The 25310-nt window shown below is 50.5% G+C and carries 18 protein-coding genes, 1 pseudogene and 1 riboswitch; of the genes and pseudogenes, 8 read left to right on the forward strand and 11 right to left on the reverse strand.

Annotated features, from left to right (window positions below; translation table 11 throughout):
* Positions 1-4 precede the first annotated feature (4 nt).
* Positions 5-2452: a poly-beta-1,6 N-acetyl-D-glucosamine export porin PgaA gene (pgaA, locus tag MY052_RS09990; RefSeq protein ID WP_248538721.1), complete on the reverse strand. Its 2448-nt coding sequence runs from the start codon at positions 2450-2452 to the stop codon at positions 5-7.
* Positions 2453-3070: 618 nt separating this feature from the next.
* Here pgaA and MY052_RS09995 point away from each other — a divergent pair.
* Positions 3071-3670, forward strand: a complete 600-nt coding sequence (locus MY052_RS09995) for a helix-turn-helix transcriptional regulator (protein ID WP_035891746.1) — start codon at positions 3071-3073, stop codon at positions 3668-3670.
* Positions 3671-3691: 21 nt separating this feature from the next.
* Here MY052_RS09995 and MY052_RS10000 read toward each other — a convergent pair whose 3' ends face one another.
* Positions 3692-5065 (reverse strand): MFS transporter, encoded by a 1374-nt coding sequence (locus tag MY052_RS10000; RefSeq protein ID WP_248538722.1) that lies wholly within the window; start codon positions 5063-5065, stop codon positions 3692-3694.
* Between the two features lie 177 nt (positions 5066-5242).
* Here MY052_RS10000 and kdgR point away from each other — a divergent pair, with 177 nt between their 5' ends.
* On the forward strand, positions 5243-6034 hold the full coding sequence (gene kdgR / locus MY052_RS10005) for a DNA-binding transcriptional regulator KdgR (RefSeq protein ID WP_035891649.1): 792 nt from the start codon (positions 5243-5245) through the stop codon (positions 6032-6034).
* A gap of 50 nt (positions 6035-6084) precedes the next feature.
* On the opposite strand, the gene MY052_RS10010 is transcribed toward kdgR, so the two are convergent.
* Positions 6085-6324: a YobH family protein gene (locus MY052_RS10010; protein ID WP_035891647.1), complete on the reverse strand. Its 240-nt coding sequence runs from the start codon at positions 6322-6324 to the stop codon at positions 6085-6087.
* Between the two features lie 168 nt (positions 6325-6492).
* Here MY052_RS10010 and mgrB point away from each other — a divergent pair, with 168 nt between their 5' ends.
* The 5 genes and pseudogenes from mgrB (at position 6493) to rlmA (ending at position 9084) form a co-directional block, all read left to right on the forward strand.
* Complete coding sequence (mgrB, locus tag MY052_RS10015; RefSeq protein ID WP_035891646.1) at positions 6493-6636, forward strand: PhoP/PhoQ regulatory lipoprotein MgrB; 144 nt, start codon at positions 6493-6495, stop codon at positions 6634-6636.
* A gap of 73 nt (positions 6637-6709) precedes the next feature.
* Positions 6710-7003, forward strand: a complete 294-nt coding sequence (locus MY052_RS10020; RefSeq protein ID WP_248538723.1) for a YebO family protein — start codon at positions 6710-6712, stop codon at positions 7001-7003.
* 759 nt (positions 7004-7762) lie between these two features.
* A pseudogene (locus MY052_RS10025) lies at positions 7763-7907 on the forward strand (DUF2627 domain-containing protein).
* 12 nt (positions 7908-7919) lie between these two features.
* Complete coding sequence (gene cspE, locus MY052_RS10030; RefSeq protein ID WP_001062678.1) at positions 7920-8129, forward strand: transcription antiterminator/RNA stability regulator CspE; 210 nt, start codon at positions 7920-7922, stop codon at positions 8127-8129.
* Positions 8130-8286: 157 nt separating this feature from the next.
* Positions 8287-9084, forward strand: coding sequence for a 23S rRNA (guanine(745)-N(1))-methyltransferase (gene rlmA / locus MY052_RS10035; protein WP_248538724.1), 798 nt, complete (start codon positions 8287-8289; stop codon positions 9082-9084).
* Here rlmA and mntP read toward each other — a convergent pair.
* From mntP to manX, 5 genes are all read right to left on the reverse strand, one after another.
* Entirely contained in the window at positions 9081-9650 is a 570-nt protein-coding gene (gene mntP / locus MY052_RS10040) for a manganese efflux pump MntP (RefSeq protein WP_035891640.1), read from the reverse strand. The genes rlmA and mntP overlap by 4 nt on opposite strands.
* A gap of 17 nt (positions 9651-9667) precedes the next feature.
* Positions 9668-9830, reverse strand: a riboswitch (yybP-ykoY riboswitch).
* 198 nt (positions 9831-10028) lie between these two features.
* Positions 10029-10487: a DUF986 family protein gene (locus MY052_RS10045; protein ID WP_248538725.1), complete on the reverse strand. Its 459-nt coding sequence runs from the start codon at positions 10485-10487 to the stop codon at positions 10029-10031.
* A 53-nt stretch (positions 10488-10540) separates the two neighbouring features.
* A complete protein-coding gene (locus MY052_RS10050) occupies positions 10541-11395 on the reverse strand; it encodes a PTS mannose transporter subunit IID (RefSeq protein WP_035891638.1) in 855 nt (284 codons plus the stop codon).
* Positions 11396-11407: 12 nt separating this feature from the next.
* Positions 11408-12208: a PTS mannose/fructose/sorbose transporter subunit IIC gene (locus MY052_RS10055; RefSeq protein ID WP_035891636.1), complete on the reverse strand. Its 801-nt coding sequence runs from the start codon at positions 12206-12208 to the stop codon at positions 11408-11410.
* 62 nt (positions 12209-12270) lie between these two features.
* Positions 12271-13239 (reverse strand): PTS mannose transporter subunit IIAB, encoded by a 969-nt coding sequence (gene manX, locus MY052_RS10060; RefSeq protein ID WP_035891635.1) that lies wholly within the window; start codon positions 13237-13239, stop codon positions 12271-12273.
* 455 nt (positions 13240-13694) lie between these two features.
* Here manX and yoaE point away from each other — a divergent pair, with 455 nt between their 5' ends.
* Entirely contained in the window at positions 13695-15248 is a 1554-nt protein-coding gene (gene yoaE, locus MY052_RS10065) for a CNNM family cation transport protein YoaE (RefSeq protein ID WP_202217759.1), read from the forward strand.
* 91 nt (positions 15249-15339) lie between these two features.
* On the opposite strand, the gene MY052_RS10070 is transcribed toward yoaE, so the two are convergent.
* The 3 genes from MY052_RS10070 to MY052_RS24180 all read right to left on the reverse strand — a co-directional run bounded on the left by MY052_RS10070 (position 15340) and on the right by MY052_RS24180 (position 25304).
* Positions 15340-16905 carry an EAL domain-containing protein gene (locus MY052_RS10070; RefSeq protein ID WP_248538726.1) on the reverse strand — a complete coding sequence of 522 codons (1566 nt, stop codon included), beginning with the start codon at positions 16903-16905 and terminating at the stop codon, positions 15340-15342.
* A gap of 136 nt (positions 16906-17041) precedes the next feature.
* Positions 17042-18406 carry an L-serine ammonia-lyase gene (gene sdaA, locus MY052_RS10075; protein ID WP_248538727.1) on the reverse strand — a complete coding sequence of 455 codons (1365 nt, stop codon included), beginning with the start codon at positions 18404-18406 and terminating at the stop codon, positions 17042-17044.
* Between the two features lie 340 nt (positions 18407-18746).
* A complete protein-coding gene (locus MY052_RS24180; protein WP_276522980.1) occupies positions 18747-25304 on the reverse strand; it encodes a calcium-binding protein in 6558 nt (2185 codons plus the stop codon).
* Between the last annotated feature and the right edge of the window lie 6 nt (positions 25305-25310).

Consider the following 25310-nt stretch of genomic DNA (forward strand, 5'->3'; position numbering starts at 1 on the left):
ATCCTTAAAAACGTAGCGTTGCATCAATGGCGATGGCGAGGTTACTTTCGCGTTTGCCGTCATAGGGGCGCTTGTCCCAGCTCAGCACCACGCCGGTATCAACGACGTTGTTCCACTGAATTCGTTGACCGTAACCGGCGAGGGTAATCGCGCCGGGAGCCTGCGCTTTTTGCCAGTAACCGCCACCTCCGGCGAGCAGCTGTTGGCTCCAGAGCGTGTCATAGTGGCGATACATGAGATGCTCAAGGGCAAACGTCGCGGCAGCGGAGAAATCGCGGGCCGGGTTGTAATAATCGGTATCGACCTGGCTGTTGGTACTGGCCGAGAGTTCCGGCATGAGAGAAAGCGTCAGCGCCGGTGTCTGCCACAGGCGTTCTGAGCCCGTGAGGGTGTATTCCTGTCGGTGGTCGCCGTCAGTGAAGTCGCTTAGCGCCGCGCTGAGGCGGTACTCGCGTCTTTCGTTCTGATACCAGCGGAGCCAGGCCTCGCCTTGATTAGCGCTAATGCCGCTACGCAATGCGCGCAGCGGGGTGGTGCGGGAAATTCGTTCGAGGTTGCTGCCTATCTGCCAGCTATCTCCGAGGCTATAGCGGGTGGAAAGCCGGGCACCCACTTTGCGGGTGCCGTGAAAATGAATAGAGGACACTTCTGCCTCGGCCCAGAAATCACGCGGTCGCCACTCAATCCCGCCAAACTGCTGGCGGCTGATGCCTTTGCCTTCATCAAATTGCCCTTGCGCAAAACGACTGCCCGCAAAAGGACGCCAGCTACAGTCAATCGGTGGGCCGTAAAGCGTGGCATCCCAGGAGAGGTCATGCGAACCGCTAATGGGGTTATCGGAATGAAGACCTTTACCCACGTTCAACTTCAGCTCTGAGAAATGGTGCAGGCTGCGCATTCTTGCCAGGTCGCGAGAGTCGGTGTCCTTTGGCGTTCTGGCAACGACATCGTTGGTGAGCAATTCCATTTGCTGCCATTCGTGAAGGTCCATGGCCACGTACGCCTGCTGACGCTCCAGCTCAATGTTGGCGGGCTCCAGCGCTTCTGCCATTTTTAGCGTCCGTTCTGCGGCGCGCGGCAGCCCGCGGGCCTGAAGCAAGGTGGCGTAATCAATTTTCAGCCCTTGATTGCCCGGTGCTGTCGATGTCAGATGTTGCGCGAGTGCCTCCGCTTCAGGCAGCGAGTGGGTTTGCAGCAGATACTGAAAATAGAGGGATTGACCGGTAAGCCATCTATCATTTGGCTGCGGCGAGGGATCTCCGTAGTCATAGCGGGCCCAAGGAGTCTGTTTCACGATGCTATCGACGTACTCACGTGCGGACTCATAATGGCCGGTATTCAGCAGGGCGAAGAAGAGATCCTGCCGGTCGTCATCAGGATCGGGCTTATAGTTCGGGTGCTGTGCCAGTAGCGTAAATGCAGCGTCGGCATTTTTTTGTTCGAGATAAGCGGAAATGACCCAGCCGATAGCCCAATCTGGCAGGGACTGGCCTTGCGCAATGAGCGACTGATATGCGCTGATGACGCCGGGGTAATCGGCGTTAGCGTACAGGGCGCCAAGTCTATCGATTTGCGCACGATATCTGTCCGCCTGCGCATCGGGTTGGGCCTCCCAGCGTGTTAGCAGAGTGCGATAGCGGCTCAGGGTACGTTGAGGCAGTACAAAGCGCTCCTGCTCCGTTCGTGTTGGCAGCGCAGCCACGCGCACCATGCTGGCCGCATCATTCAACGCCAGACGACGTTGTTGTTCTGGTGACGGCGTAATTTCCCGCGAAAAGGAAAGGGCGGGACTATCGATCCGGTTTTGCGTCAGCGCGTCGACCCATTCCTGCCGTATTTCAGGGGTATCCTCACCGCGGTTAAGTATTTGCGTATCAACCAAAAGCCGGTCGGCATTTTTCCCCTGACGCTGATACACATAAGCGAGCGTTTGCAGATGCGCGAGACTCGGCTGCGACGCGAGCAGGCGCTGCGCCTCCTGTAGGGCGAGATCATCCTTCCCCGCGTCGGCTAACGTTTTCACGTAGCTAATGCGATAGTCATCGTTGTCCGGTGACAGGGTAATGACTTGCTCCCAGAGGGGAAGAGCATTATCCCACTGATGAAGGTTGCGCCAGGACTGTGCCGTTGCCGCGATCGCGCGTGAGGGCATCGGCATATAAACCTGATAACGCTCCCAGAGATGAATAACGTCCCAATCTCGTCCTGCCCAGGAGGCTACCTGCAGCCAATCCGCAACCTGCTGTGAGGTTAACGGATGGTGCTGCTCATAGCGCTGAACATAAAGGAGATACGGCGCATAATTTCCGTCGCGTGCCTGCTGAATTTGTTGGTCATATATCGATTCAGTGCCCAGTACTCGCCCAGGGAAAAGTAATAACAAGCTAATTGAAATCGACAATGTTGCACGATGATAAAGGTATGATTTATTGAAATGAATTGTACTTTCCATATCTATTAGCCATTGGTGTATCAAAAGTCACTGCAAAACCTATCCGCCTTTCAGCGCTGGGTGAAAGGTAAGGTAATGAACGCATTTATCCTGATTGCACATTGCGATGGTCGGTTTATTTTATGGAAATAAATGGCTTCCTTATTAATGGCTGGGAGTGCCAAGCAATATACACCTGATATGGTTGTTGTTAAATATGTTCGAGGAAGGCTAATGTTTTAGGATTTATCTGTGGTGATTCGGAATTTTTGTAATCGAAAGATCGAGTTTGTATTTTTATCGCATTGATATTATTGTATTTTATTGTTTTTTGATTTTTTTGAAACCATTCTGGCAACTGCGTTTTAGTATTCTTTTTCAGGCTTTTATGGGCACATTTGGGACAGTTTTTGACAGAAATTCCTAATGTCCAGAATGCTCTCTTTTACTCTGTTGCAATTTAATTATAATTAACCGCACTAGACGTAATGATACTTCTTTTTAGAGAAGGGATGAATTCATAAAATACACCTTTATTAAAGGTGGTGAAGCCCTATCATCATAATAAAAATATTGTGAGGCGGCATTCTATCCACTTCTTCCATGGACGCTCTTGTTTGAAAATATAAAGGGATGATTGTGGCAACATCAATACTGTTAGTGACGCAGGATTGTTATCTCGTCAAAGGTATAAAAATATTTTTCCCTGACATCATCCAACTCAGTTCGATTAACCACCAGGTTTTTGAAAGTCAGGCTGACGAGTATTCTGTACTGATCGACAGCCGCTCACCGCTGCGTTGTTATGACTACCTGATTATAAATGCCGTAAAGGCCAGGAAGCCTGTCTATTGCGTGATGCTGGATATGCGTCAACGGGAGTCACAGCTGTTTAGCCTGAAGATGTTTTTAAACACATCGCGATCATCAGGAGATATGGCAGGCCTACTCACGCTGTTTCTTAATATGAAGAGCAAACGTCTCACGCCAGTATGGCTCGAGAATCTCGGACTTAGCGTGCATGAGCAAAGCATGCTTCGCATGCTGAACGCAGGGATGTCGATGGAGGAAATAGCGGGCGTATTGAAGGTGTCGGTTAAAGGGCTTTACCGGGAAAGAACGGCGCTCTATGAACGCCTTGGTGCCACGAATTTTAACGAGGCCTGTCTGTTTATCTTCCGCAACCGTCTTCTGGACGATTTGAGTGATGGCCCATTGGCAATGCGCCATACCCCTTGAGGTATGACGCTCGACAGGATTTTAGCTTTGCGCGCGCGGTTGCGTGACGCGCAGTCCGCTGAACAACGTGGCGACGACTGCTAGCGTACCGGCCAACAGCAGTGATACGTGAGTACCGCCGTTGCCAAAAGAGTTAAACATCAGGGCGACGAGCGCTGCACCGGTACTTTGTCCCAGCAATCGCGCGGTACCGAGCATGCCGCTGGCGCCACCGCTGCGGTTACGCGGTGCGGAAGCAATAATGGTGTGGTTGTTCGGTGATTGGAAGAGGCCAAAGCCGGCACCGCACAGCAGCATACGCCAGATAATATCGATATCGCTCGATGACGACGGCAGCAGCGCCAATCCAAACAGGCCGCAAGCCATAATTGCCATACCCAGCGCCCCCAGCAGGCCCGCATGAACGCGCTCGATAAGATAGCCCGCTAGCGGAGCCATCACCATGGTCGCCAGCGGCCACGGCGTCAGCAGCAATCCAGTCTCTACCTCGGTACGGCCGACAACCGACTGCAGGAAGAACGGCAGAGACACCATTGCCAGCATTTGCGCACAGAAAGAGCAGATAGAAGTGCAAATGGAGAGTGAGAACAGCGGAATACGCAGCAGGTCGACCGGTAGCAGCGGCACCGGCAGACGTAGCTGGCGACGGACGAAGAAGAAGCCAATCACCAACAGCGCAACGATTTCCAGCAGCACCACTTGAGTGGACTGCCCTTGAGCAAAGCCACTCAGCGCCGTGATAAGCAAACCGAAAGTGAGCGCATTCATCACCGCGCTCGGCAGGTCGAAGCGTTGTGTCTGACTACGTGTACCGTTTGAAGGCAGGAAGCGGACGGCCAGTAACCAGGCAATAATCCCGAGCGGCACGTTAATAAAGAAAAGCCACTGCCAGCTGGCGAGTGAAAGAATCGCCGCTGCAATAGTGGGGCCTGCTGCCGAAGAGACCGCGACCACGAAAGAGTTTATCCCCATCCCACGACCTAACTGACGCTGCGGGTAAATCAGGCGAATGAGCGCCGTGTTGACGCTCATGAGCGCGGCACCGCCGAAGCCTTGCAGAATACGCGCTAACGTAAGCATTTCCAGGGAATTGGAGAACGCGCAAAACAGTGAAGCCAGCGTGAAGACCACCAGACCCGCTTTATAAATGCGGTGGTAGCCAATCATGTCGCCGAGGAAAGAGAGGGAGAGCAGGGAGATAACAATCGCTATCTGGTAGGCGTTGACTATCCAGATGGACGCTGCCGGTGAGGCGTGCAAATCTGTCGCTATGGTGGGTAGCGCAACGTTAGCAATAGCCCCGTCTAGCACTGCCATCGTAATACCGATAACAATGGTAAGAATAGCCCCGTAACGTTGTGGGATCGGAAGGCCATCAATCAGGTTTCGAGTCATGTTAGAAACTTGTTTTCATGTAAATTATTATCCAGAGAATGATTCTAGCATCGATTATTCGTTTGAATGTCGTAGATTTGTAACCAGGTCACAGAAGTTTCATTGCTACGGAGGCATTGCGAAATTATAATAAAAACCGGTTCTAATTTTTATAAAACAGTTGCGATGAGGTGATAAATGTCAGCAACGGATTTGGACAAACAACCAGATTCTGTCTCTTCGGTACTCAAGGTATTTGGTATCCTGCAGGCACTTGGCGAAGAACGTGAAATTGGTATTACTGAACTGTCGCAACGCGTCATGATGTCAAAAAGCACCGTCTATCGCTTTTTGCAAACCATGAAATCATTGGGATACGTTGCCCAGGAAGGAGAATCCGAAAAGTATTCACTCACGCTGAAGCTGTTTGAGCTAGGTGCGCGTGCCCTGCAGAACGTCGATTTAATCCGCAGTGCGGATATCCAGATGCGCGAACTCTCTCGTCTGACGAAAGAGACCATTCACCTGGGCGCGCTGGATGAAGACAGCATTGTCTACATTCATAAAATCGACTCTATGTACAACCTGCGTATGTACTCTCGCGTAGGTCGCCGGAATCCACTGTACAGCACCGCGATTGGTAAAGTACTGCTGGCATGGCGCGACACGGCTGAGGTTCGTCAGATCCTCGAAGGGGTTGAGTATAAATGCAGCACCGAGCGCACCATTGCGAATACCGATGAACTGATTACCGTTCTGGAGCAGGTACGTAAACAGGGCTGGGGTGAAGATAACGAAGAACAGGAAGAAGGGCTGCGCTGTATCGGCGTACCGGTATTCGATCGTTTTGGCGTGGTGATCGCCGGGTTGAGTATTTCTTTCCCAACGCTGCGTTTTTCTGAAGAACGTCTGCATGAGTATGTGGCGATGCTGCATACCGCAGCGCGTAAAATTTCAGAGCAGATGGGATACAACGATTACCCGTTCTGAGTTTGAAATAAGAAAGCCCGGCGTTGAACCGGGCTTTTTTTTACTCATTTTTAACCGTTATCGACCACGCTTGTACTTTTTCTCAGCAGCGGGCAACTAGACCGACCGACCACACCATTGTCACCGTGTAGATAAAATGCGGTGCTATAGCCTTGTGCAGTCAGATACTTACATTGCAGGCCCAGGCCGCCAGCCGTTTTCTGGCTTCCCACCAGTACGCCGTAACCGCTCAGGAGCACCCCGATCGATACGATAACCAGAAAAACGATAGTTCTGATAAACAGGCGCATAAGAATTCCTCTTCTATTATTTCTTTCATGAATACTACGTTACTGCGATAACGGATTGACACAAGTCTCTGATTCCTAAAAGCGGGAGATGCCGTTACAGTTAGCCGCGGTTTAAGGTTAGCATGCTAACCTGGTTGCATCTGAATAAGAATTCATGCGGAGAGTGGAGTGAAAAAGTTTCGGTGGGTATTACTAATACTCGTGATTGCCGCCTGCCTGCTGCTCTGGACACAGATGATCAACGTGATGTGCGATCAGGATGTTCAGTTTTTCAGCGGCATTTGCAGCATTAACCGGTTTATACCCTGGTAAAACATTTTTGCCGGCTATGATTTCCTTCCGTAATGTGAGTGGTAGAATAGATCGTTCCTTTTGAGGTGGTAAAATGAGTGATCTTGTAAGTTCTGGGGCATTAAATCTGGTATCTCTGGTATTTTCCTTCCTGCTGCTGTTAGTCGGTCTGGTGTTGTGGTTCTTTGTGAATCGCTCTAGCTCCCGCGCTAACGAGCAAATTGAACTCCTTGAATCGCTGCTCGATCAGCAAAAGCGCCAGAATGCGCTGCTGCGTCGTTTATGCGAAGCCAATGAGCCGGAAGCGAAGGAAGAAGAGGCACCAAAAGCAGAAGAAGTTGAAGACGAAAGCAAAGATGATTTCATTCGCCTGGTGGCAGAACGATAGTATCTTTAACAGCCAACGCCGGGCAGCCTGATTCAGGCTGCCGGACGCCGTTCGATGCACTGTCCTGGTGCGCTTATTTCCGCTCTCCTTACTCTCAGCCGTTACGCCACATGCCACGCTTATTGCGCAATGGAGAAAGGATATATTTGTCCCCCGTCCAAACGGCCTTATCTATAACGTTATGTTATTATTGCCTATAAATCATTCAATGAATCTATTCCTCACGCAGAGATATTATTGTTCGTATTAACCTTGTACGAAGTGGTTAATTAATCACCCGGTGGGGTAAGCATAATCTGCGCCATAATAGCGAAACGTTTTTATTGCTTTGTAATGAAGCAATGTCACGAAACTTTCATTATTTTGGTGCAATATAAGATGTGATTGTGAGTCGTATGCTCATCGTTTGGTCGACGGGTTCGGACAGGGGACTTATAACTGACGGGCTAATCGGCATGCGAAAATGTTATAGCGAAAATAATCTAACGATATAAAAAATTTTTGAGGCGATAAGGTTAATCTGGACGCTGAAAAAAAGTTGGTCTATGTTAAAAATGTCTTACGTTACCGTAAGCTAGGTCACATTTCAGGTCTGCTAACATTCATTAAACACCGCGTTTTGTTGTGGGGAAATGCGCCTCGAGACAACGGAATTGTTGGGATTTGTGCGGCTGATCGAGACACCTTTAAAAATGGCTTGCCATTATTAACGTTGTATGTGATAACACGTTTTGGGTTAAACGAGGTACAGTTCTGTTTATGTATGGCATTATCAGTAAAGAAGTTCTGAGTAAACACGTTGACGTTGAATACCGCTTCTCTGCCGAACCTTATATTAGTGCCGCATGCAGTCATGTCTCAGTTTTATCTATGAAAACGCCTGCGGGCGCAGAAAACACTCTAAGGAATTTTGCAAATGGCAAAGATTAAAGGTCAAGTTAAGTGGTTCAACGAGTCTAAAGGTTTTGGTTTCATTACTCCTGCTGACGGCAGCAAAGATGTATTCGTACATTTCTCTGCAATCCAGGGTAACGGCTTCAAAACTCTGGCTGAAGGTCAGAACGTTGAGTTCGAAATTCAGGACGGTCAGAAAGGCCCAGCGGCTGTTAACGTAACCGCTATCTGATTCGACAATCACTGATCTTGCAGCGCGTTAGCGCAACATTATCAGACATAAAGCCTCGTTAATGCGGGGCTTTATCATTTTATCCCCATCGCTTCACCTTTCTCCTTCGCCTGAATAGCGGTACACTTTCGCCCTTTGAAATAGAGCCGGAGTTGCTATGTCCTACAGTTGTCCGCTTTGCCATGCGCCGTTAGCGCGCAGCGGCAATAGTTATCTTTGCCCGCAGCGTCATCAGTTCGATCGGGCGAAAGAGGGATACGTTAACCTCCTGCCAGTACAGCATAAACGCTCCCGTGACCCCGGTGATAGCGCCGAGATGATGCAGGCGCGTCGCGCCTTTCTTGATGCCGGGCACTATCAGCCGCTTCGCGATGCCGTCAGCGCTAAATTACGCGCGATCAAACCCGAACACCTGCTGGATATTGGCTGCGGGGAAGGGTACTACACCCACGCTTTTGCAGATGAAGCACAGGTAACCTGGGGGCTGGACGTGTCGAAAACCGCGATTCGTTATGGTGCGAAGCGCTATCCGCAGGTAGATTTCTGCGTGGCATCCAGTCAACGTCTCCCTTTTGCTGATAACAGCATGGATGCGGTAGTGCGTATTTATGCGCCTTGTAATCAACAAGAGCTGAAGCGGGTAGTGAAACCGGGCGGTTGGGTGATAACCGTAACGCCGGGGCCACGACATCTGGTCGAGCTGAAAGGGCTGATTTATAACGAAGTGCAGCTTCACGCCCCGCATTCAGAAGTGCTGGATGGCTTTACCCTACAAAGCCACGATGCGCTGGCCTATCCAATGCAGTTGACCGGTCAGGAAGCGGTTACGCTTTTGCAGATGACGCCGTTTGCGTGGCGGGCGAAGCCGGAAGTGTGGGAGAAGTTAGCGGAGCAGACACAGTTTGCATGCCAGACGGATTTCGCGATTCACGCCTGGCAAAGAGATGCGGATTAACCCATATAGTGGGCGTAAAGAATCTGCGCACCGATAGCAATCAGCACAATCCCGCCCAAAATTTCGGCCCGTTTGCCAAGCAGCGGGCCGATAAAGCGACCCACCATCATCCCTAAGGTTGACATCAAGAAGGTCGCGCAGCCGATGGCAAACGCGGTTGCGAGAATGTTGACCTGCAGGAAGGCCAGGCCAACGCCGACGGCCATTGCGTCCAGGCTGGTGGCAATGGCGGTGGTCACCAGCAGCCAGAAACCATGACGACGCGGAGTTTCTGCATCATTGTCGTCATCTGTGCCACGGAACCCTTCCAATACCATACGGCCGCCGAGGAACACCAGCAGAACGAAAGCGACCCAGTGGCTCCACTCCATAACGAACTGACTCGCCAGCATGCCAAGACCCCAGCCAATAAGCGGCGTTAGCATTTCAATGATGCCAAAAATGAGGCCAGTACGCAGGGCTTCGGAGAATTTAGGTTTGTGTAGCGTGGCGCCTTTACCAATCGATGCAGCGAACGCATCCATTGACATGCCAAGGGCGAGAAGGATAGTGGCGGTTAAGTTCATGCGAAGGTCCAGACCGGGAAGTTTCCATATGACACATTCCTGCCCCCAGTAATCAGCAGTAAATGCGTCTATGGTCTCGCTTGACTACGATGTAATCCGTACGCACCACGTTTTTCAACGAGTATGTTGACACGTACATTTCCATTTAATGGAAATTAGCTACTCCCCAACGACGGGCGCAACCTTAACATATTTTTAGAATATAAAACAACTCTAAGGCTTGCTTATTTAATCTTTTAATGATAACGATTTTCATTTAGATTTATTGGGTAATCAGGAGGTTAACAAATATGGAGGTATTTTGCGGAATAAACATAGCCAACGCTATAATTGATCTGTTTGAAAATAGCACAGATATAGCGATGGCTATATTTTAACTCATTGAGAATTAATGAGAAGTTTGTAAATCTTTTCCAGGTCGTCAATATTCTTTACGCGGACAAGAAGGCGGCGCTGTTCTAATTGCATAACCAGTACACCATCTTCCGATAAATTCATTTTTTGGATTCGACTGTATTTAATCCAGGCATTTGCAAAGAAGAAGCCTTCGGTTTTAAAGATAATTTTCGGGCTACGGATCCAGAACAGATAAAATCCAGTCAGCGCTAGAGCACATAATAACCATGTGGTGATTAATTCACCGTGGTTATTCACATTGTTGTAAACCAGGATAACGATCAGTACAACGAAGATAACGCTGTCGACACGGTCAGCGCGCAGCAGCGGAACGGACAGCAGAGTGGTGCCATGACGGCGGGGCATGATGAACTGGTCGTAGATGGCAAATGCCAGCATTGCAATGATAAAGAGAACCAGTACCAGATCCGTGATTGTCATTAAGCCTCCAGATAAAAAAAACCGGGGGCAGGGCCCCCGGCATACTACAGATATTACAGACCCAGCAGGCCGACAGCGTAGCCTGCGATACCAATGACGAAGAAGCCAATGATGATCCACAGGGCGTTAACTTTCTTACGCAGCAGCCACATACAGGCGAAGGTCAGCAGCAGCGGTACCAGACCCGGCATCAGCTGATCCAGGATGGTCTGCACGGTGGTAACACGAGTCTGACCATCCTGACCGGTGATGGTCGAAACCACCAGCGGGATGTTCACGTGCGTCCACTTGTTAACCAATGCCCCCATGACAAACAGGCCGAGGATTGACGCCCCCTCAGTCAGTTTCTGCAGGAAGCCGCCGCCCATATCCTTAACGATGTCGATCCCTTTCTGGTAGCCGTAAGCCACGCCGTAGTAACGGGTCAGCAGACGTACTGCGTTGAAAAGGATGAAGAACAGCAGTGGCCCAAGCAGGCTGCCGCTCATCGCGATACCGGCACCCAGTGCCGCGAATACCGGACGTACGGTACCCCAGAAGATTGGGTCACCCACGCCTGCCAGCGGACCCATCAGACCAACTTTGATACCGTTGATAGCACCATCGTCGATCTCTGCGCCGTTCGCACGCTGCTCTTCCATCGCCAGCGTTACGCCGAGTACCGGCGCTGCTACGTATGGATGGGTGTTAAAGAATTCCAGGTGACGCTTGATGGCCTGTTTGCGCGCATCGTTGTTCTCTGGGTACAGACGACGAATCGCTGGAACCATAGAGAAGCAGAAGCCCAGCGCCTGCATACGTTCGAAGTTCCATGAACCCTGGAACAGGTTAGAACGAATGAACACGCCACGAATGTCACTCGGTGTGAGTTTTTTCTCGGTGGTGGTAGTTTTAGTCATATCAACCATTTCGCTCACCTGTTAGTCCAGTTCGTTATCAAGATCGTTATTACCAGCAGCCTGAACTGGCGCACCGGCTACGCGGTTATATTTCGGGCTCAGCTGAATGTAGAGGATGGCCATAACTGCACCAATCACACCCAGAGCAACCAGGTTGAAGTTAGTAAACGCCGCGGTAACGAAGCCGAGATAGAAGAACGGCATCAGGTAGCCTGCGCGCATCATGTTGATGACCATCGCATAACCAACTACCACAATCATACCACCGGCGATGTTCAGACCGCTGGTGACCACTTCTGGCAGAGCGTTCAACAGGCCCTGAACTTCACTGGTGCCTACGGATACGGCAACGATAACCGCTGGGATAGCGATACGCATTGCTTGCAGGAACAGGGAAGAGACGTGCAGCCACGAGATGGCCGTCAGGTTACCGTTTTCCGCCGCTTTATCCGCCGCGTGCTGGAAGGCAACGGTGATAGTACGAACGATGATGGTCAGAACCTGGCCTGCTGCTGCCAGTGGAATCGCCAGAGCGATACCTGCACCAATGCTTTGGTGACCGGCAATAACCAGAACGGTTGAAATAATTGAGGCTAATGCGGCATCTGGTGCTACTGCTGCACCGATGTTCATCCAGCCCAGCGCGATCATTTCAAGGGTACCACCGATGATAATACCGGTTTTCATGTCCCCGAGAACGGCACCGATTAGCGTACAGGCCACCAGCGGACGGTGGAACTGAAATTCATCAAGTACCGACTCCATACCCGCGATACATGCGACGATGAACACCAGCACAATCTGAAGAGTGGTAATCTCCATTGTACTTCTCCTATTGCTTATACAGACTTAAGTGTGAAGGCTAAAAAACGTTGCCCGAGCGGTTATTTATCCGCTTTGGCAATCAGATCCATCATTTTCAGTTTCTGATCGGTGGAGACCTTACGGGCTTCCAGCTCAATACCGCGGGCATTCAGTTTCTTGAAGGCTTCGATATCTTTTTCATCAACGGAAATCGCGTTGTTGACCTGGGTTTTGCCCTGACGGAATGCCATGCCACCAATGTTTACGCTGGTCAGTTTCACGCCGCCTTCGACGATACGTTCAACGTCGGTCGGGTTGGTGAACAGAAGCATCACACGATCGCCTGCATATTTCGGGTTATTGTAAACGCGGATCATTTTGGCGACATCGACAACGTGTGCCGTTACGCCTGGAGGAGCAACCTGAGTCAGCAGGGTTTTACGCACGGTATCGGCGGCAACTTCATCGCTCACGACAATGATGCGGGTGACGTTGGTCTCTTTGGTCCAACGGGTCGCAACCTGGCCGTGAATCAGACGGTCATCGATACGCGCCAGACCGATGGTCATGTAGTCGTTCGGGCCCATTGGTTTCGCCGGAGCGGCGGCTTTCGGTGCAGCAGGAGCCGCAACCGGAGCAGCTTTCTCGACAGGTTTGGCTTTCAGCGCTTTCACGCCTTCGCTACCGGTTTCCACCGCCAGCGCAACCAGCTCGTCAAAGCTTGGGTTATCGTCACGCGCCATGAAGGTTTCGACCAGCATCGGTACGTTGACGCCCGCAATCACTTCATAGTTTTCTTTATCAACAACAATGCGGCTTGCCGCGTTGAATGGGCTACCGCCCCAGGTGTCAACAAGGAACAACACGCCTTTGCTGGTATCAAGCTTAGCCAGTTGCGCATTGTATTTTTCGATTAACGTGTCTGCATTCTCGCCAGGCACGAAATCGATCCAGCCAACATTGTCCTGCTCGCCCAACAGCATTTCTGCCGTTTTCAGCAGTTGTTCTGCTGCCCAACCATGTGTGCCTATTACAATAGCAATCGTCACTTGCTACCTCCTTTATTATCGTGTGTATCAGTAGGGCTGATACATTCATGAGTCGACACGTTACCGAATCGATTCAGACAAGGGTTAGAGACAAAAAATAAATAACTACCGAGAATTATTTTAGACAGTGAAAGAATAATTAATGTGATGAAGATCCGTAATTTAGTTAAAGAGCCGCAATTATTTTGTGGTGCAAAAAATTACCTTACATTTTGCAAAGACTCGTAAATCTCTGCCAAAATGTCATTTGTTTTTGCTATGTTAATGCTTCGTTTAATCACACAGGAGTATAGGGCATCAGCCCGATGTATGGATCGTCACCGACGCCTTTTTGCACACGCTCGCTTTTGCGACGCACTTCCCGGCCTTTCGCGCCACGCTTTTTTATCGTCTGGTATCGTCTCGCTTAAACATGACATAGCGATGACTCGTCTCGTCTCTCGTTGGAGTGGTTTATGGAATTGCTAATGGACCCGTCAATCTGGGCTGGATTATTGACGCTTGTCGTTCTGGAAATCGTTCTCGGTATTGATAACCTGGTGTTTATCGCCATCCTTGCCGATAAATTGCCACCAAAACAACGAGATAAAGCGCGTCTGATTGGCCTGTCGCTCGCGTTAGTGATGCGTCTGGGATTGCTTTCCGTCATCTCATGGATGGTCACGCTGACCGCGCCGCTCTTCAGCGTATGGGGGCAGACGTTCTCCGGACGAGACCTGATTATGCTGGTCGGGGGTCTATTCCTGCTGTTTAAAGCGACGACCGAGCTGCACGAACGGCTGGAAAACCGCCAGCACGATTCCGGGCACGGTAAAGGCTATTCCAGCTTCTGGGTCGTGGTGGCGCAGATTGTCGTACTGGATGCCGTCTTCTCGCTTGATGCGGTGATTACCGCGGTCGGGATGGTGAACCATCTGCCGGTGATGATGGCGGCAGTCGTGATTGCGATGGGCGTGATGCTGCTGGCCTCGAAGCCGTTGACGAATTTCGTCAACCAGCACCCAACGGTGGTGGTGCTGTGTCTGAGCTTCCTGCTGATGATCGGTCTGAGCCTGGTTGCCGAAGGCTTCGGCTTCCATATTCCGAAAGGCTATCTGTACGCGGCGATTGGCTTCTCGATTATTATTGAGCTGTTCAACCAGATTGCCCGTCGTAACTTTATTCGCCACCAGTCGACGCTGCCGTTACGTGCGCGTACGGCAGATGCCATTCTGCGCCTCATGGGCAACCGTAAGCAGGTGAATGCGGCAAATGACGAAGGTCAACAGCCGACGATGCCGGTGCCGGAAGGCGCGTTCGTGGAAGAAGAACGCTATATGATTAACGGCGTTCTGACGCTGGCCTCTCGTTCGCTGCGCAGCATTATGACCCCGCGTGGGGAAATTAGCTGGGTGGATGCGGACCTGAGTACCGAAGAAATCCGCCAGCAGCTGCTGTCATCGCCACACAGCCTGTTCCCGGTGTGTCGGGGTGAGCTGGATGAAATCGTCGGCATCGTGCGTGCTAAAGAGCTGCTGGTGGCGCTGGAAGCGGGTGAAGACGTCCTGGCGATAGCCTCGGCAACACCGGCGATTATCGTCCCGGACACGCTGGACCCTATCAATCTGCTGGGCGTACTGCGTCGGGCGCGCGGAAGCTTCGTTATCGTGACCAACGAGTTTGGTGTGGTACAGGGGCTGGTCACGCCGCTGGACGTGCTGGAAGCGATTGCCGGTGAATTCCCGGACGCCGACGAAACGCCGGAAATTGTGGCGGATGGTGACGGCTGGCTGGTGAAGGGCACCACCGACCTGCACGCGTTCCAGCATGCATTGGGGCTGGATAACCTGGTGGATGATGATATCGCGACGGTGGCGGGGCTGGTGATTGCCGTCAACGGGCAGATCCCACATATTGGCGATGTGATTGAACTGCCATCGTTGCACATCACGATTACGGCGGCCAATAACTATCGTGTCGATCAGATTCGCGTGGTGAAGCTGGCTTCACCACACGACGAAGACGAATAAGGTAGTTGAGTAATCCCGGCGGCGCTTTGCCTGGCGGGACTACGAGAAGAAGTGACTTTGGGGAACTCCCGGGTCACTTCGTTCACTCGGGCTACGATATCTGCGAATTCAATTTGTTATGCGTCGCCAGCCACTCGGGAAATGCCTCCAGCGGCATCGGCTGCGCATAGAGATACCCTTGCAACAAATGCACGCCGTGCTGCTGCAAATAGAGCGCCTGCGCTTGGGTTTCGACCCCTTCAGCAACCAGCTCAATATTCAACCGCTGACCCAGCGCGATAATGATATCCGTCACCGCCGAGTTCACCGCATCGGTGCCAATGGCGCTAGTAAAGGACTTATCAATTTTCAGGATGTCTGGATGCAGCATTTCAAGCCAGGAAAGCGAACTGTTGCCGGTGCCAAAATCATCGATAGCCAGTTTAATCTGATGGTTCCCCAGCTCGCTGCGTAACGGGTAGCTCACGTCATTCAGCGCGTCACGCTCGGTGAGCTCTACCGTCAGTTGCTGTACGGGGTTTACGTTGAACCAATTCTGCTTTAAATCTTTCAACAATTTGTCGTTTTTAAAGTGCGGAGCCGCAACGTTGATGCCTATCTGAAAATCGCTATCCTGAGGGAACAAATGCAGACGCTGCGCTGTTTCGCTGATGACGTAGCGGGTCAGCGGAATAATCAGGTTTTGCGTTTCGGCAATGGGAATAAACACGTCCGGCGCGACCCAGCCGACGCGCGGATTGTTCCAGCGCAGCAGGATTTCCACGCCGATACAGCGCTGCGCGCGAGCATCCATTTGCGGCTGGCAATAAAGGCCGAACTCTTTACCAGCGATGCCCATGTTAATTTCCCGGGAAAAGCTCAGTCGACCAGCGGTCGCAAGCCAGGCTATCCACGTAAACAGAACGCTCATGATAAGCGCCAGCGGCAGGTCGGTGACCAGATTAGTGAGCGCAAGCCGGTTCGGGCCCGGGCTTAGCGCCGCGACGCTAAACGGGAAGGCAGTTGAAGCACGTAGATACACCTGATTGCCTGTGCTGTCTAACTGCCCGGTTATCCCAATATCGTGCTGATAATGCTGGTCAGCGACGTTCAGGCTAACGTGCGTTATCAGCGGTGGGGCGGACTCAAGGATGATATTGCTGATTAAATCAATGTTGATGGAGACCATCACGCCATCCTGACCATCCGCTGATGCAGGAAACCACTGGACAAGGATAGGGCTGCCTATCATTAAGGAATGATCGGTTGTGAGCAGGAGCAATGGATTTTTAGTTGGCAACTGCGGCTGAAGTGAATGGACGTCGATATTGCGTGAACCCAGCGCGCTGGAGCAATAAAGCTTGCCCGATTTAACCAGCGCAATAGAGCGTACCGTTTGCAGCATGACGGCCAGTTTACGCAGCGGCAGATGAATGGCCTCACACGGCTGTCCGACCAGGGCGAGCATCTCTGCACGTTGTGTTTTTAGCGGTTGTAGGATTCGGTTGAGACGATCGACGGAGTGGGCCGTGAGAGCATCAATCTGATGCTGATTTATGCTGCGCTGCGAAATAAATCGTATTCCTAGTGTCAACGCAAAAGCACAGAGCGCGACAATCACACAGACGGCGATTCGCTTATGAAGGTAGAGCCTGATAATTCCTTGTGCTGATTGCATATCCGCTGCTCGTCGCGCTTTGAGTGGTTATGAAAATAGCAGTGACAACAGAGCAAGTGTAGTGGGTAGCGAAAATAGTGAGAAAAAATAGGCAAATAAATCGCCTACCCGTATTAGGGGTAGGCGAAATAACGTATTAGTCGCACTGAACCTTAATAGCCAGACCACCACGCGACGTTTCGCGATATTTGGCGTTCATGTCTTTACCGGTTTCGTACATGGTTTCAATAACCTTGTCGAGGGAAACGCGCGGCTCGCTGGTACGACGCATCGCCATACGTGCGGCGTTAATCGCTTTGACCGAGGCAATGGCGTTACGCTCAATGCACGGCACCTGAACCTGGCCTGCAACCGGGTCACAGGTCAGGCCGAGGTTATGCTCCATACCAATTTCCGCCGCGACGCACACCTGCTCCGGGCTGGCACCCAGCAGTTCAGCCAGGCCGGCTGCCGCCATCGAACAGGCTACGCCCACTTCACCCTGGCAACCCACTTCCGCGCCGGAGATAGAGGCGTTCATCTTATACAGCGCGCCAATGGCACCGGAGGCCAGGAAGTAGCGAATATAGATATCCGGGCTAACGGACTCGATAAAGTGATCGTAATAGGCCAGTACCGCCGGAACGATACCACAGGCGCCGTTGGTCGGTGCTGTGACCACGCGGCCACCGGCGGCGTTCTCTTCGTTTACCGCCAGCGCGAACATGTTCACCCAGTCGATGACGTTCATCGGGTCGCTGGAGAGCTTATCGCTGGAAACCAGCATACGGCGCAGCGCGGAAGCACGACGCGGTACGCGCAGCGGACCCGGCAGCACGCCTTCGGTATTCATGCCGCGGTCAATACAGGCGCGCATGGTCTGCCAAACGTTCTCGAAGTAGTCTTCAATCTCTTTCTTGCTGTGCAGCGCCAGTTCGTTCTGCATCACCATGCCAGAGAGCGACAGGCCGGTCTCTTTGCAGTAGTTGAGCATTTCGGTCGCTGAAGCAAACGGGTAAGGCACCTGCACTTCGCCGCTGTCCGCTTTGCCAAAATGCTCTGCGTCGACGATAAAACCGCCGCCGATAGAATAATAGGTTTTGCTGTAGAGATCGGCGTCACCTGCCCAGGCGGTTATCTGCATGCCGTTTTCGTGCAGCGGCAGATTACCGTTATGGAAGCGCATGCCGTTATCGGCCGGGAAATCGACCTCAACGCGGCCAAGCGCTAGCAGCAGACGGCCACGTGCTTCAACGTCACGAATAAATGCCGGGATGGCATCAATATCGACGGTATCCGGCTGGTTGCCCGCCAGACCCATAATAATCGCGATATCGGTATGGTGGCCCTTACCGGTGAGGGACAGTGAACCATAGACGTCGACGGCAACGCGCGTCACGTCATCAATCAGTCCCTTTTCGACCAGGTCATCGACGAACTGTTTGCCAGCCTTCATCGGCCCTACAGTATGGGAAGATGAGGGACCAATCCCCACCTTAAACATGTCGAATATACTAATCACTTTAACACTCCTGACAGGGTTGCCGCGTTGTTGCGGCAACGATGTAATAACTGCGCATAGTGTATGAGGGAACCTGAAACTCAGCTTAACTATTCACATGAATTTAATTAATGTGTAGCGTTGATTTTACTAATGCTGAAATGACGGTTTTCAGGGTAAGTATAGTCAGGGTTTTAGGCCCACCTGTAGCGCCAGCTCACGAATAATGCCTAAGGTTAGCCCCGACATAGTGCTGAGGCTACAACGTCCAGACTGTATTACTGCGTAGCAATACAAATAGAGAACCCGGAGCGTAAATTATTGCCGGGCTCTCTATGGTGGAAAGAACTAGTCGCCTGAATCAAAGATGAAATAGTGGGCTGGTTGGAATCCGAGAGGAACTGAGCACAGGGCCAAAATCAACGATGCTATCTGCATCATCGTCAAATTCTGACATAAATGCCGCCATCTGTTCGCGGATCAAAGACATTGAGATCGGCGCATCGGTTGGCGCAGCCAGAGGCAGTTGAATATCATATTCTACATAATTCAGGATATCTTCCGGTGCCCAGTCAGTGCCATCGGCAAAACTAATATGTTCCACCTGATATTTCGCCGCAGTGAAGTAATTTTTCACCGTCACGCTGTCAGTATTGCCGGAAAAATTGATCACCAGATCGCCACCATTGCGCTGTATTCGGGCATCCTTTGCCTGCACACCTTCACCAAAGCGTAAGGTATCTGCATCACCGGTGTTTTTGCGGCCTTCAGTAATCGTGTCCTGTCCATCTCCGACATTAAAGAGATAAGTATCGCTACCGGTTCCGCCTTTCAACGAATCATTGCCTGTACCTCCAGCCAGCAAGTCATTATCGTCACCACCGTCCAGACTGTCATTGCCATCACCGCCGCTCAGCCAGTCGTTATCGAAGCCGCCGGTAAGCATATCGTTTCCTGCATCGCCGTACAGCATGTCCCGACCGTATTCCCCTTTGAGCGCATCATCTCCTTCACCGCCAGACAACAAATCATCCCCGTCCCCACCAAACAATGCATCATTACCGTCGCCACCATAAAGCGTGTCTTCACCACTCGCACCATCAAGTGTGTCGTTTCCTGCATCGCCGTACAGCGCATCATTGCCACCCGCGCCGTAGAGGCTATCATTTCCGCCAGCGGCATGGATAACGCTGCCACAGTCCAGTGCCAGCAGGGTCTGTGCTTCACTCGTACCGGTATGTATTTGTGATAATACGGCGGCGGTATCCCAGACCGTACCGTCGGCAAACATGATCTGTTCTATCTGGTAGAGGAGCTCATCGCCCCCCTCGGTAGAGAAATAGTTTTTAATCGTCACGCTGTCAGCGCTGTTTTGAAAATAAATGATAAGGTCGTTATCCCACTGCTGCATGACAGCATTTTCTGCCAACAGACCATCACCGAAATGCAGCGTGTTGGTTTCGTTTACGTGACGACTTTCGCTGATGATGTCCTGCCCATCTCCTGCATTAAACAGATAGGTATCCCCATCCTCACCACCTTCGAGGGTGTCATTGCCCGCGCCACCTACCAGTATGTCGTGGCCACCGTGTCCCATCAGTCGATCATCGCCATCATCACCATAAAGCGCGTCATCAACATCAGAGCCGTACAATTTATCGTTTCCACCTGCTGCATGGATATTGCTCCCGCGATCGAACGCCCACAGTGTCTGAGCTTCGTCGCTACCAATCAGTATCTGGGCTTGTACGGTGGCATAATTCCATACCGTACCATCGGCAAAAGTAATCAGGTCGACCAGACAGCGATCCTGATCAAAGTAATTTTCTACCGTAATACTGTCGCTGTTATCGCGGAAGGTAATCGTTAAGTCAGCGCCGCTCTTATCAGCAATGGTGTTGCTCGCCAGCAGGCCATCACCGAGCACAAGGGTACCTGGAACGTAACTTTCGTTATCTGCATTAGGGGAGGGGATGTCTCCATAAGAAAAGTTTGCAGTGATTCGATCCTGACCATCTCCAGCATTAAACAGATAGGTATCATGACCAGACCCACCGTACAGCACATCATTGCCTGTACCGCCTGCCAGCACATCATCACTCCGCCCGCCGTACAGTACATCATCTCCGCCACCTGCATAAATTACGCTGCCGTGGTCGCTCGCAATCAGCGTTTGATCTTCATCTGTTCCCACTTGCGCCAATGCTTCCACCGCAGCAATATCCCAGAGTGAGCCGTCGGCAAAAATGATCAGGTCAACAGGGTGAACGTCCTGCGCGAAATAGCCTGGAATGACGATGCAATCGTCACTCCCGCGGAAGTCAATAACCAGATCATCATAGTAACGAGCAACATGGGAATCTTCCCTATGCAACCCATCGCCAATGCGCAAAATGTTGTGGTCGAGATTGTCGGCATAGCGGCAATCCTCGATAATATCCAGACCATCCCCGGCGTTAAATACATAAGTATCGCTACCTGCGCCACCCGTTAAGATATCTTGTCCGGCTCCACCGGTTAGCGTATCGTTACCATCATTGCCATAAAGGCGATCGTCTCCGGAGAGCCCCGTTAACGTGTCATCATGACTACCGGCCTCCAGAACACTGCCTTCTTCTTGAGCAATGAGGTTTTGCACAACATCTTTTATGACAACGACACCATCAAGAATGGTTGCCGTATCCCAGACTGAGCCATCAGCAAAAACAATCTGCGCTATTGGCCAGGTGTTAGAATGGAAGTAATCAATGACGGTAATACTGTCCGCACCGTCGCCAATGGTAATCAGCAGATTGCCATCCTTTCGCTGCAGTTGTATCTGGTCAGGAAGAATGCCGCTACCCAAGCGCAGGATATCCTGCTCCTGATGAGTGTTATTCCACGAGTCGTCAGTGTCGCCATAAATGACATCATGTCCATCGCCGACATTAAACAGGTAGGTATCATTACCGCCGCCACCGCATAACGCGTCGTTTCCCTGGCCGCCGGAAAGAATATCATCTCCTTCATTACCAATAAGCTCATCTGAGCCATTATCACCATAAAGAATGTCATTCCCTAGCTCTCCGAAAAGAACATCATCCCCGCCCGCGGCATGAATTTCATTGCCCTCAGGGAAGGCCCACAGGGTCTGGTTGCCCTCAGTGCCGACAAGAAATTGGGAGTTTCTTTCGGTAAGATCCCAAACAAAGCCGTTGGCAAACGCCAGCTTTTCGACTTTGTAGTCGTCAGCAAGGAAGAAATCCGTTATCGTCACGCTATCGTCGCTTCCTCGAAAGCCGACAATAAGATCGTCCCAATCGCGACTGAATTCCACCTGCTCGGGCGATAATCCTTCGCTGAAATAGATAATATCCCGCTCGCCGTGATACTCTTTTATTATATCCTGTCCGTCACCAACATTAAAAATATAAATATCATCACCACCTTCTCCTTTAAGTACGTCATTGCCTTTTCCGCCGGAGAAAATGTTATCATCTGCATTGCCGGAAAGTGTATTGCTGCCGTCATCGCCTAAAATGATATTATCATTTACAGTTAAAGATGGCAGATATTGGAGCATCCCAGGTTCATTTTTGATGAGATTGACATACAGACTGACTAATTGTACTCGGTTATTATCCGAATAGATGGATAGATTAAATAATGCTTGTGTAACGTCATCAAGCTTACCATATTCTCCATTTAAATATAGGCTGTGAATTAACTGTTCTGCCGCGCTCAGGCTGAGTACCAGACCAGTAACCCTGGAGTTATATCCCGTCAGAACCACATCTTTAAGCTCTTCGTATAAATAAGTCTGCGCAAGAATTTGAGCTTCGGTATAATTTCTGAATTTTTGATATTCATTAAGTAGTACCAGTGATGCTGAATCTCCTACCGTCGACCCGCTATATTTATTGTTATAAGGTGACATGGTTAACTGCTCAATGACAGCAACCTGTTGTAGGGTAATGGCATAGAGTTGAGTCGCCTTAACATCCTGTACCCCTGCCCACTGGTAAATTAGCTTGTCTAGTAACGCATCTTTTTTAGTACGGTCTGTTTCGATAAGATAATCACGAAGTAATGCTTGCAGAATATCATCCGCCACCATCGCCTGACGTAAATCAGGAAGATGCCCAAAACCCCGAGCATTAGGGAGCCGAATGACCTCTTCGGTCAGAGGCAAATCGTTATTGTGAATTCGAACGGATTTGTCCACCTTAAACCAAATATCCGCGCAGGCTGCGGTTATACCGTTGTCCAGCGTAACGTTGCTAATTTGCTTATGATATTCACCGTTATCATCCTGATATGTTGAAGCGGAATAGCGAACGTTGACGGCAGTGATACCCGCATCCGCCATGCTATATAATTCCCCGGCGTCCGTTTTGCCATTACTATTTTTATCCTGCCAGATATGGAGCGACGACCAGGCTTTATCATTGCTATCCAGACTACCGTCCAGATTATCATCCAGTTCCGCTAGTGCCTGAAAACCATTACTGGCTATGCTACCATCGCGCAAGCGCGTGTTGTTACCAAACAACTCTAGACCGCTGGTAATCTTCCCATCGCCATTAAGATCCCGCACTAACAGGCCATCGGTGGCGGCTACCCAGCCGCTAAGTTCTTTGAGTCCATCATTGGCATGATCAAAATAGACCTCTTTATCGGATAATGTTTCGACGCCATTACCGTTCAGATCGATAACAACAGGAGATACCGTCTCTTCAGCTGCACCATCGTCTGGTTCGTCATCGGGCTCTCCTTCTTCACGTAACGTAATACCCATTGCGGAATAAATGTCGCCGCCATCGGAATCCTTGGTTTGCCGGGCATATTTTTTAAAATCAACAATTCGCAGCCCATCATTAATGACCAACGTGTCACCGTCAAAATAGTATTTGTCACCTTCGCTACTTAAATAGGTGATGTTGCTATCGGCTTCAGTTTCTGGAACTGTTTCTGAGTTTTCATCTGTGTTTTCTTTTATCTCAAGAATAGCTTCGGTCAGTTCTATTAATTGACCGTCAGCATTCTTAAGAAATATAGCACCATCAGGATTACTCCCTGCCGTAATAATAATAGTGTCATACTCATCGACAATATAGGTATTAAAACCGGCACCTCCATATAAAGTGTCGGCTTCACCATCATCAAGCTCATCTTTACTGCCCCCGTAAATGACATTTCTGCCATCACCGCCGTACAAAATGTCTTGTCCCGAACCGCCTTCAAGGGTGTCGTCGCCGTTTCCTCCTTCCAGATAATCGCTTCCCGCAGCACCCGAGATGACATCATTCCCTTCATTGCCATAAAGATAATCGCTCCCACCGGCGCCAGTAATACTGTCAGATTTCTGGCTACCAAATATGATTTTGTGGTCATCCATCGAGATTCCGCGGCCGTCTATGCTTAATTGCATATAATCACTGCCAGACAGCGGTGTGCTCATGTCCACAAAATCATAATTGCCGTATGTTGAATCGCTGTTCATCTGCTCACTGACGTCCAGACCCTGCAGTTGATACTGAATCCGCCAGTAGGTCATTTTTGCGCGATCCTGCCAGTACTGTTCAGAGTAATTAGCGTACTGATACTCCGTGTTGAGCGCGTATGCCGAATAATTGTAATCAGTAATCACAAAGGGATTAAGGTTAATCAGTGCATAACGGTACGCCAGGCTGTTTTTTGCCATTGCCGCCATGGCACTCGCACTGGAGCGCGTATCTAACGTATAGCGGTGTTCTGGCGTAAATCCGGGAGGTAAGCGGTTTGGTAATTGATCATTCACTCCAGTGAAGACATTCTTCATTCTGTCCAGCAGATCCATCACCCCGTTGGCATCATGGTCGCGGATCAAATCTGCGTATTGGTCCACCGTTTCTGCCGTAATGAATCCTCCCAGTACCGCAGTCCCAAACCCTACTGCTGCAATGACCGATGCAGGCGCTCCCACCGTTGTGGCCGCTGCTCCAGCCGCGATCCCAGCCAGAGTAGCAACGATCTCGCCACCAAACTCTTCAAGGGCAAATTCAATCCAAATGGAAATGGCTTCATTTTTATCACCGCGATCCATCGCAGCTGACGATTCCGCAGCCACCATCGCCAGTGATGCCCCTAATAATGTCTTGCCAACTAATGGAGCATGTTTGACCAGTTTTGTACTTATTTCCGCCAGGTCGTTCGCCGTTTTTTTATAGCTGGTGAGTTGGGCATCATTCAGTGTACGTAGTTCTTTTCTAAGGTTATTAATATAATCTACATCGCTGTAGCTTTCCGGAGTGATATTAAGCCACGAGTCAATGTGTCCGTGTATAAGGTCGGTGCCCATGATGTTTTGCCAGGCGGAGTCGCGTAGCAGTTTAAATATCTCAGAGGTGCTTTTTCCTGAAAGTTCTGATTTGGGGATACCCTCAATCGTCGTGATATTAGGGTTATCCATCAGGGCCGGTAATTCCGTTGCGCCAAATACCCGAGTGGGGTCGGTGTTCATGCCGACAAGCAGACGGACTTCACCGGTGGTTTCCGCAACAAAACGCTGGGAAATGATATCCCATGCACCGTTGGGCTGGCGGACACCATCGATAATTTCGCCAAAGAGGAATTGATTGGATTTTGAACCTATGTCAGCACGATCATCACCGAATATTTGGAAGAGTATATCATCAAGTTCAGGATTTGATAGAAATGTGCTAGCCTCTGTTTTATCGATAAGACGAATGTCAGAATTGTTTTTTAAATCATTAACTATATCAGATGCTCGAACAATACTAACCGTTTCACTAGCTGTTTCGACCTCTCCTAACACGCCACTATAAAGCACGGTAGTGCTGCCAGCACAACTGACATCCAGTTGATATAATAGAGCCTTTAATTCTTCCTCAGATGTGATGGTCTTAAGAAGGCTATTCGCTTGCTTAGTTGTTAACATATCCCT

Origin of the sequence: Kluyvera ascorbata (genome assembly GCF_023195735.1) — a bacterium.
Classification (GTDB): Bacteria; Pseudomonadota; Gammaproteobacteria; order Enterobacterales; family Enterobacteriaceae; genus Kluyvera; species Kluyvera ascorbata.

Excerpts from the sequence above, each read along its gene's own strand:
- pgaA (WP_248538721.1), bottom strand. The coding sequence starts at position 2,452 with ATGGAAAGTACAATTCATTTCAATAAATCATACCTTTATCATCGTGCA.
- MY052_RS10000 (WP_248538722.1), bottom strand. The coding sequence starts at position 5,065 with ATGACTCGAAACCTGATTGATGGCCTTCCGATCCCACAACGTTACGGG.
- kdgR (WP_035891649.1), top strand. The coding sequence starts at position 5,243 with ATGTCAGCAACGGATTTGGACAAACAACCAGATTCTGTCTCTTCGGTA.
- MY052_RS10010 (WP_035891647.1), bottom strand. The coding sequence starts at position 6,324 with ATGCGCCTGTTTATCAGAACTATCGTTTTTCTGGTTATCGTATCGATC.
- MY052_RS10020 (WP_248538723.1), top strand. The coding sequence starts at position 6,710 with ATGAGTGATCTTGTAAGTTCTGGGGCATTAAATCTGGTATCTCTGGTA.
- cspE (WP_001062678.1), top strand. The coding sequence starts at position 7,920 with ATGGCAAAGATTAAAGGTCAAGTTAAGTGGTTCAACGAGTCTAAAGGT.
- rlmA (WP_248538724.1), top strand. The coding sequence starts at position 8,287 with ATGTCCTACAGTTGTCCGCTTTGCCATGCGCCGTTAGCGCGCAGCGGC.
- mntP (WP_035891640.1), bottom strand. The coding sequence starts at position 9,650 with ATGAACTTAACCGCCACTATCCTTCTCGCCCTTGGCATGTCAATGGAT.
- MY052_RS10045 (WP_248538725.1), bottom strand. The coding sequence starts at position 10,487 with ATGACAATCACGGATCTGGTACTGGTTCTCTTTATCATTGCAATGCTG.
- MY052_RS10050 (WP_035891638.1), bottom strand. The coding sequence starts at position 11,395 with ATGGTTGATATGACTAAAACTACCACCACCGAGAAAAAACTCACACCG.
- MY052_RS10055 (WP_035891636.1), bottom strand. The coding sequence starts at position 12,208 with ATGGAGATTACCACTCTTCAGATTGTGCTGGTGTTCATCGTCGCATGT.
- yoaE (WP_202217759.1), top strand. The coding sequence starts at position 13,695 with ATGGAATTGCTAATGGACCCGTCAATCTGGGCTGGATTATTGACGCTT.
- MY052_RS10070 (WP_248538726.1), bottom strand. The coding sequence starts at position 16,905 with ATGCAATCAGCACAAGGAATTATCAGGCTCTACCTTCATAAGCGAATC.
- MY052_RS24180 (WP_276522980.1), bottom strand. The coding sequence starts at position 25,304 with ATGTTAACAACTAAGCAAGCGAATAGCCTTCTTAAGACCATCACATCT.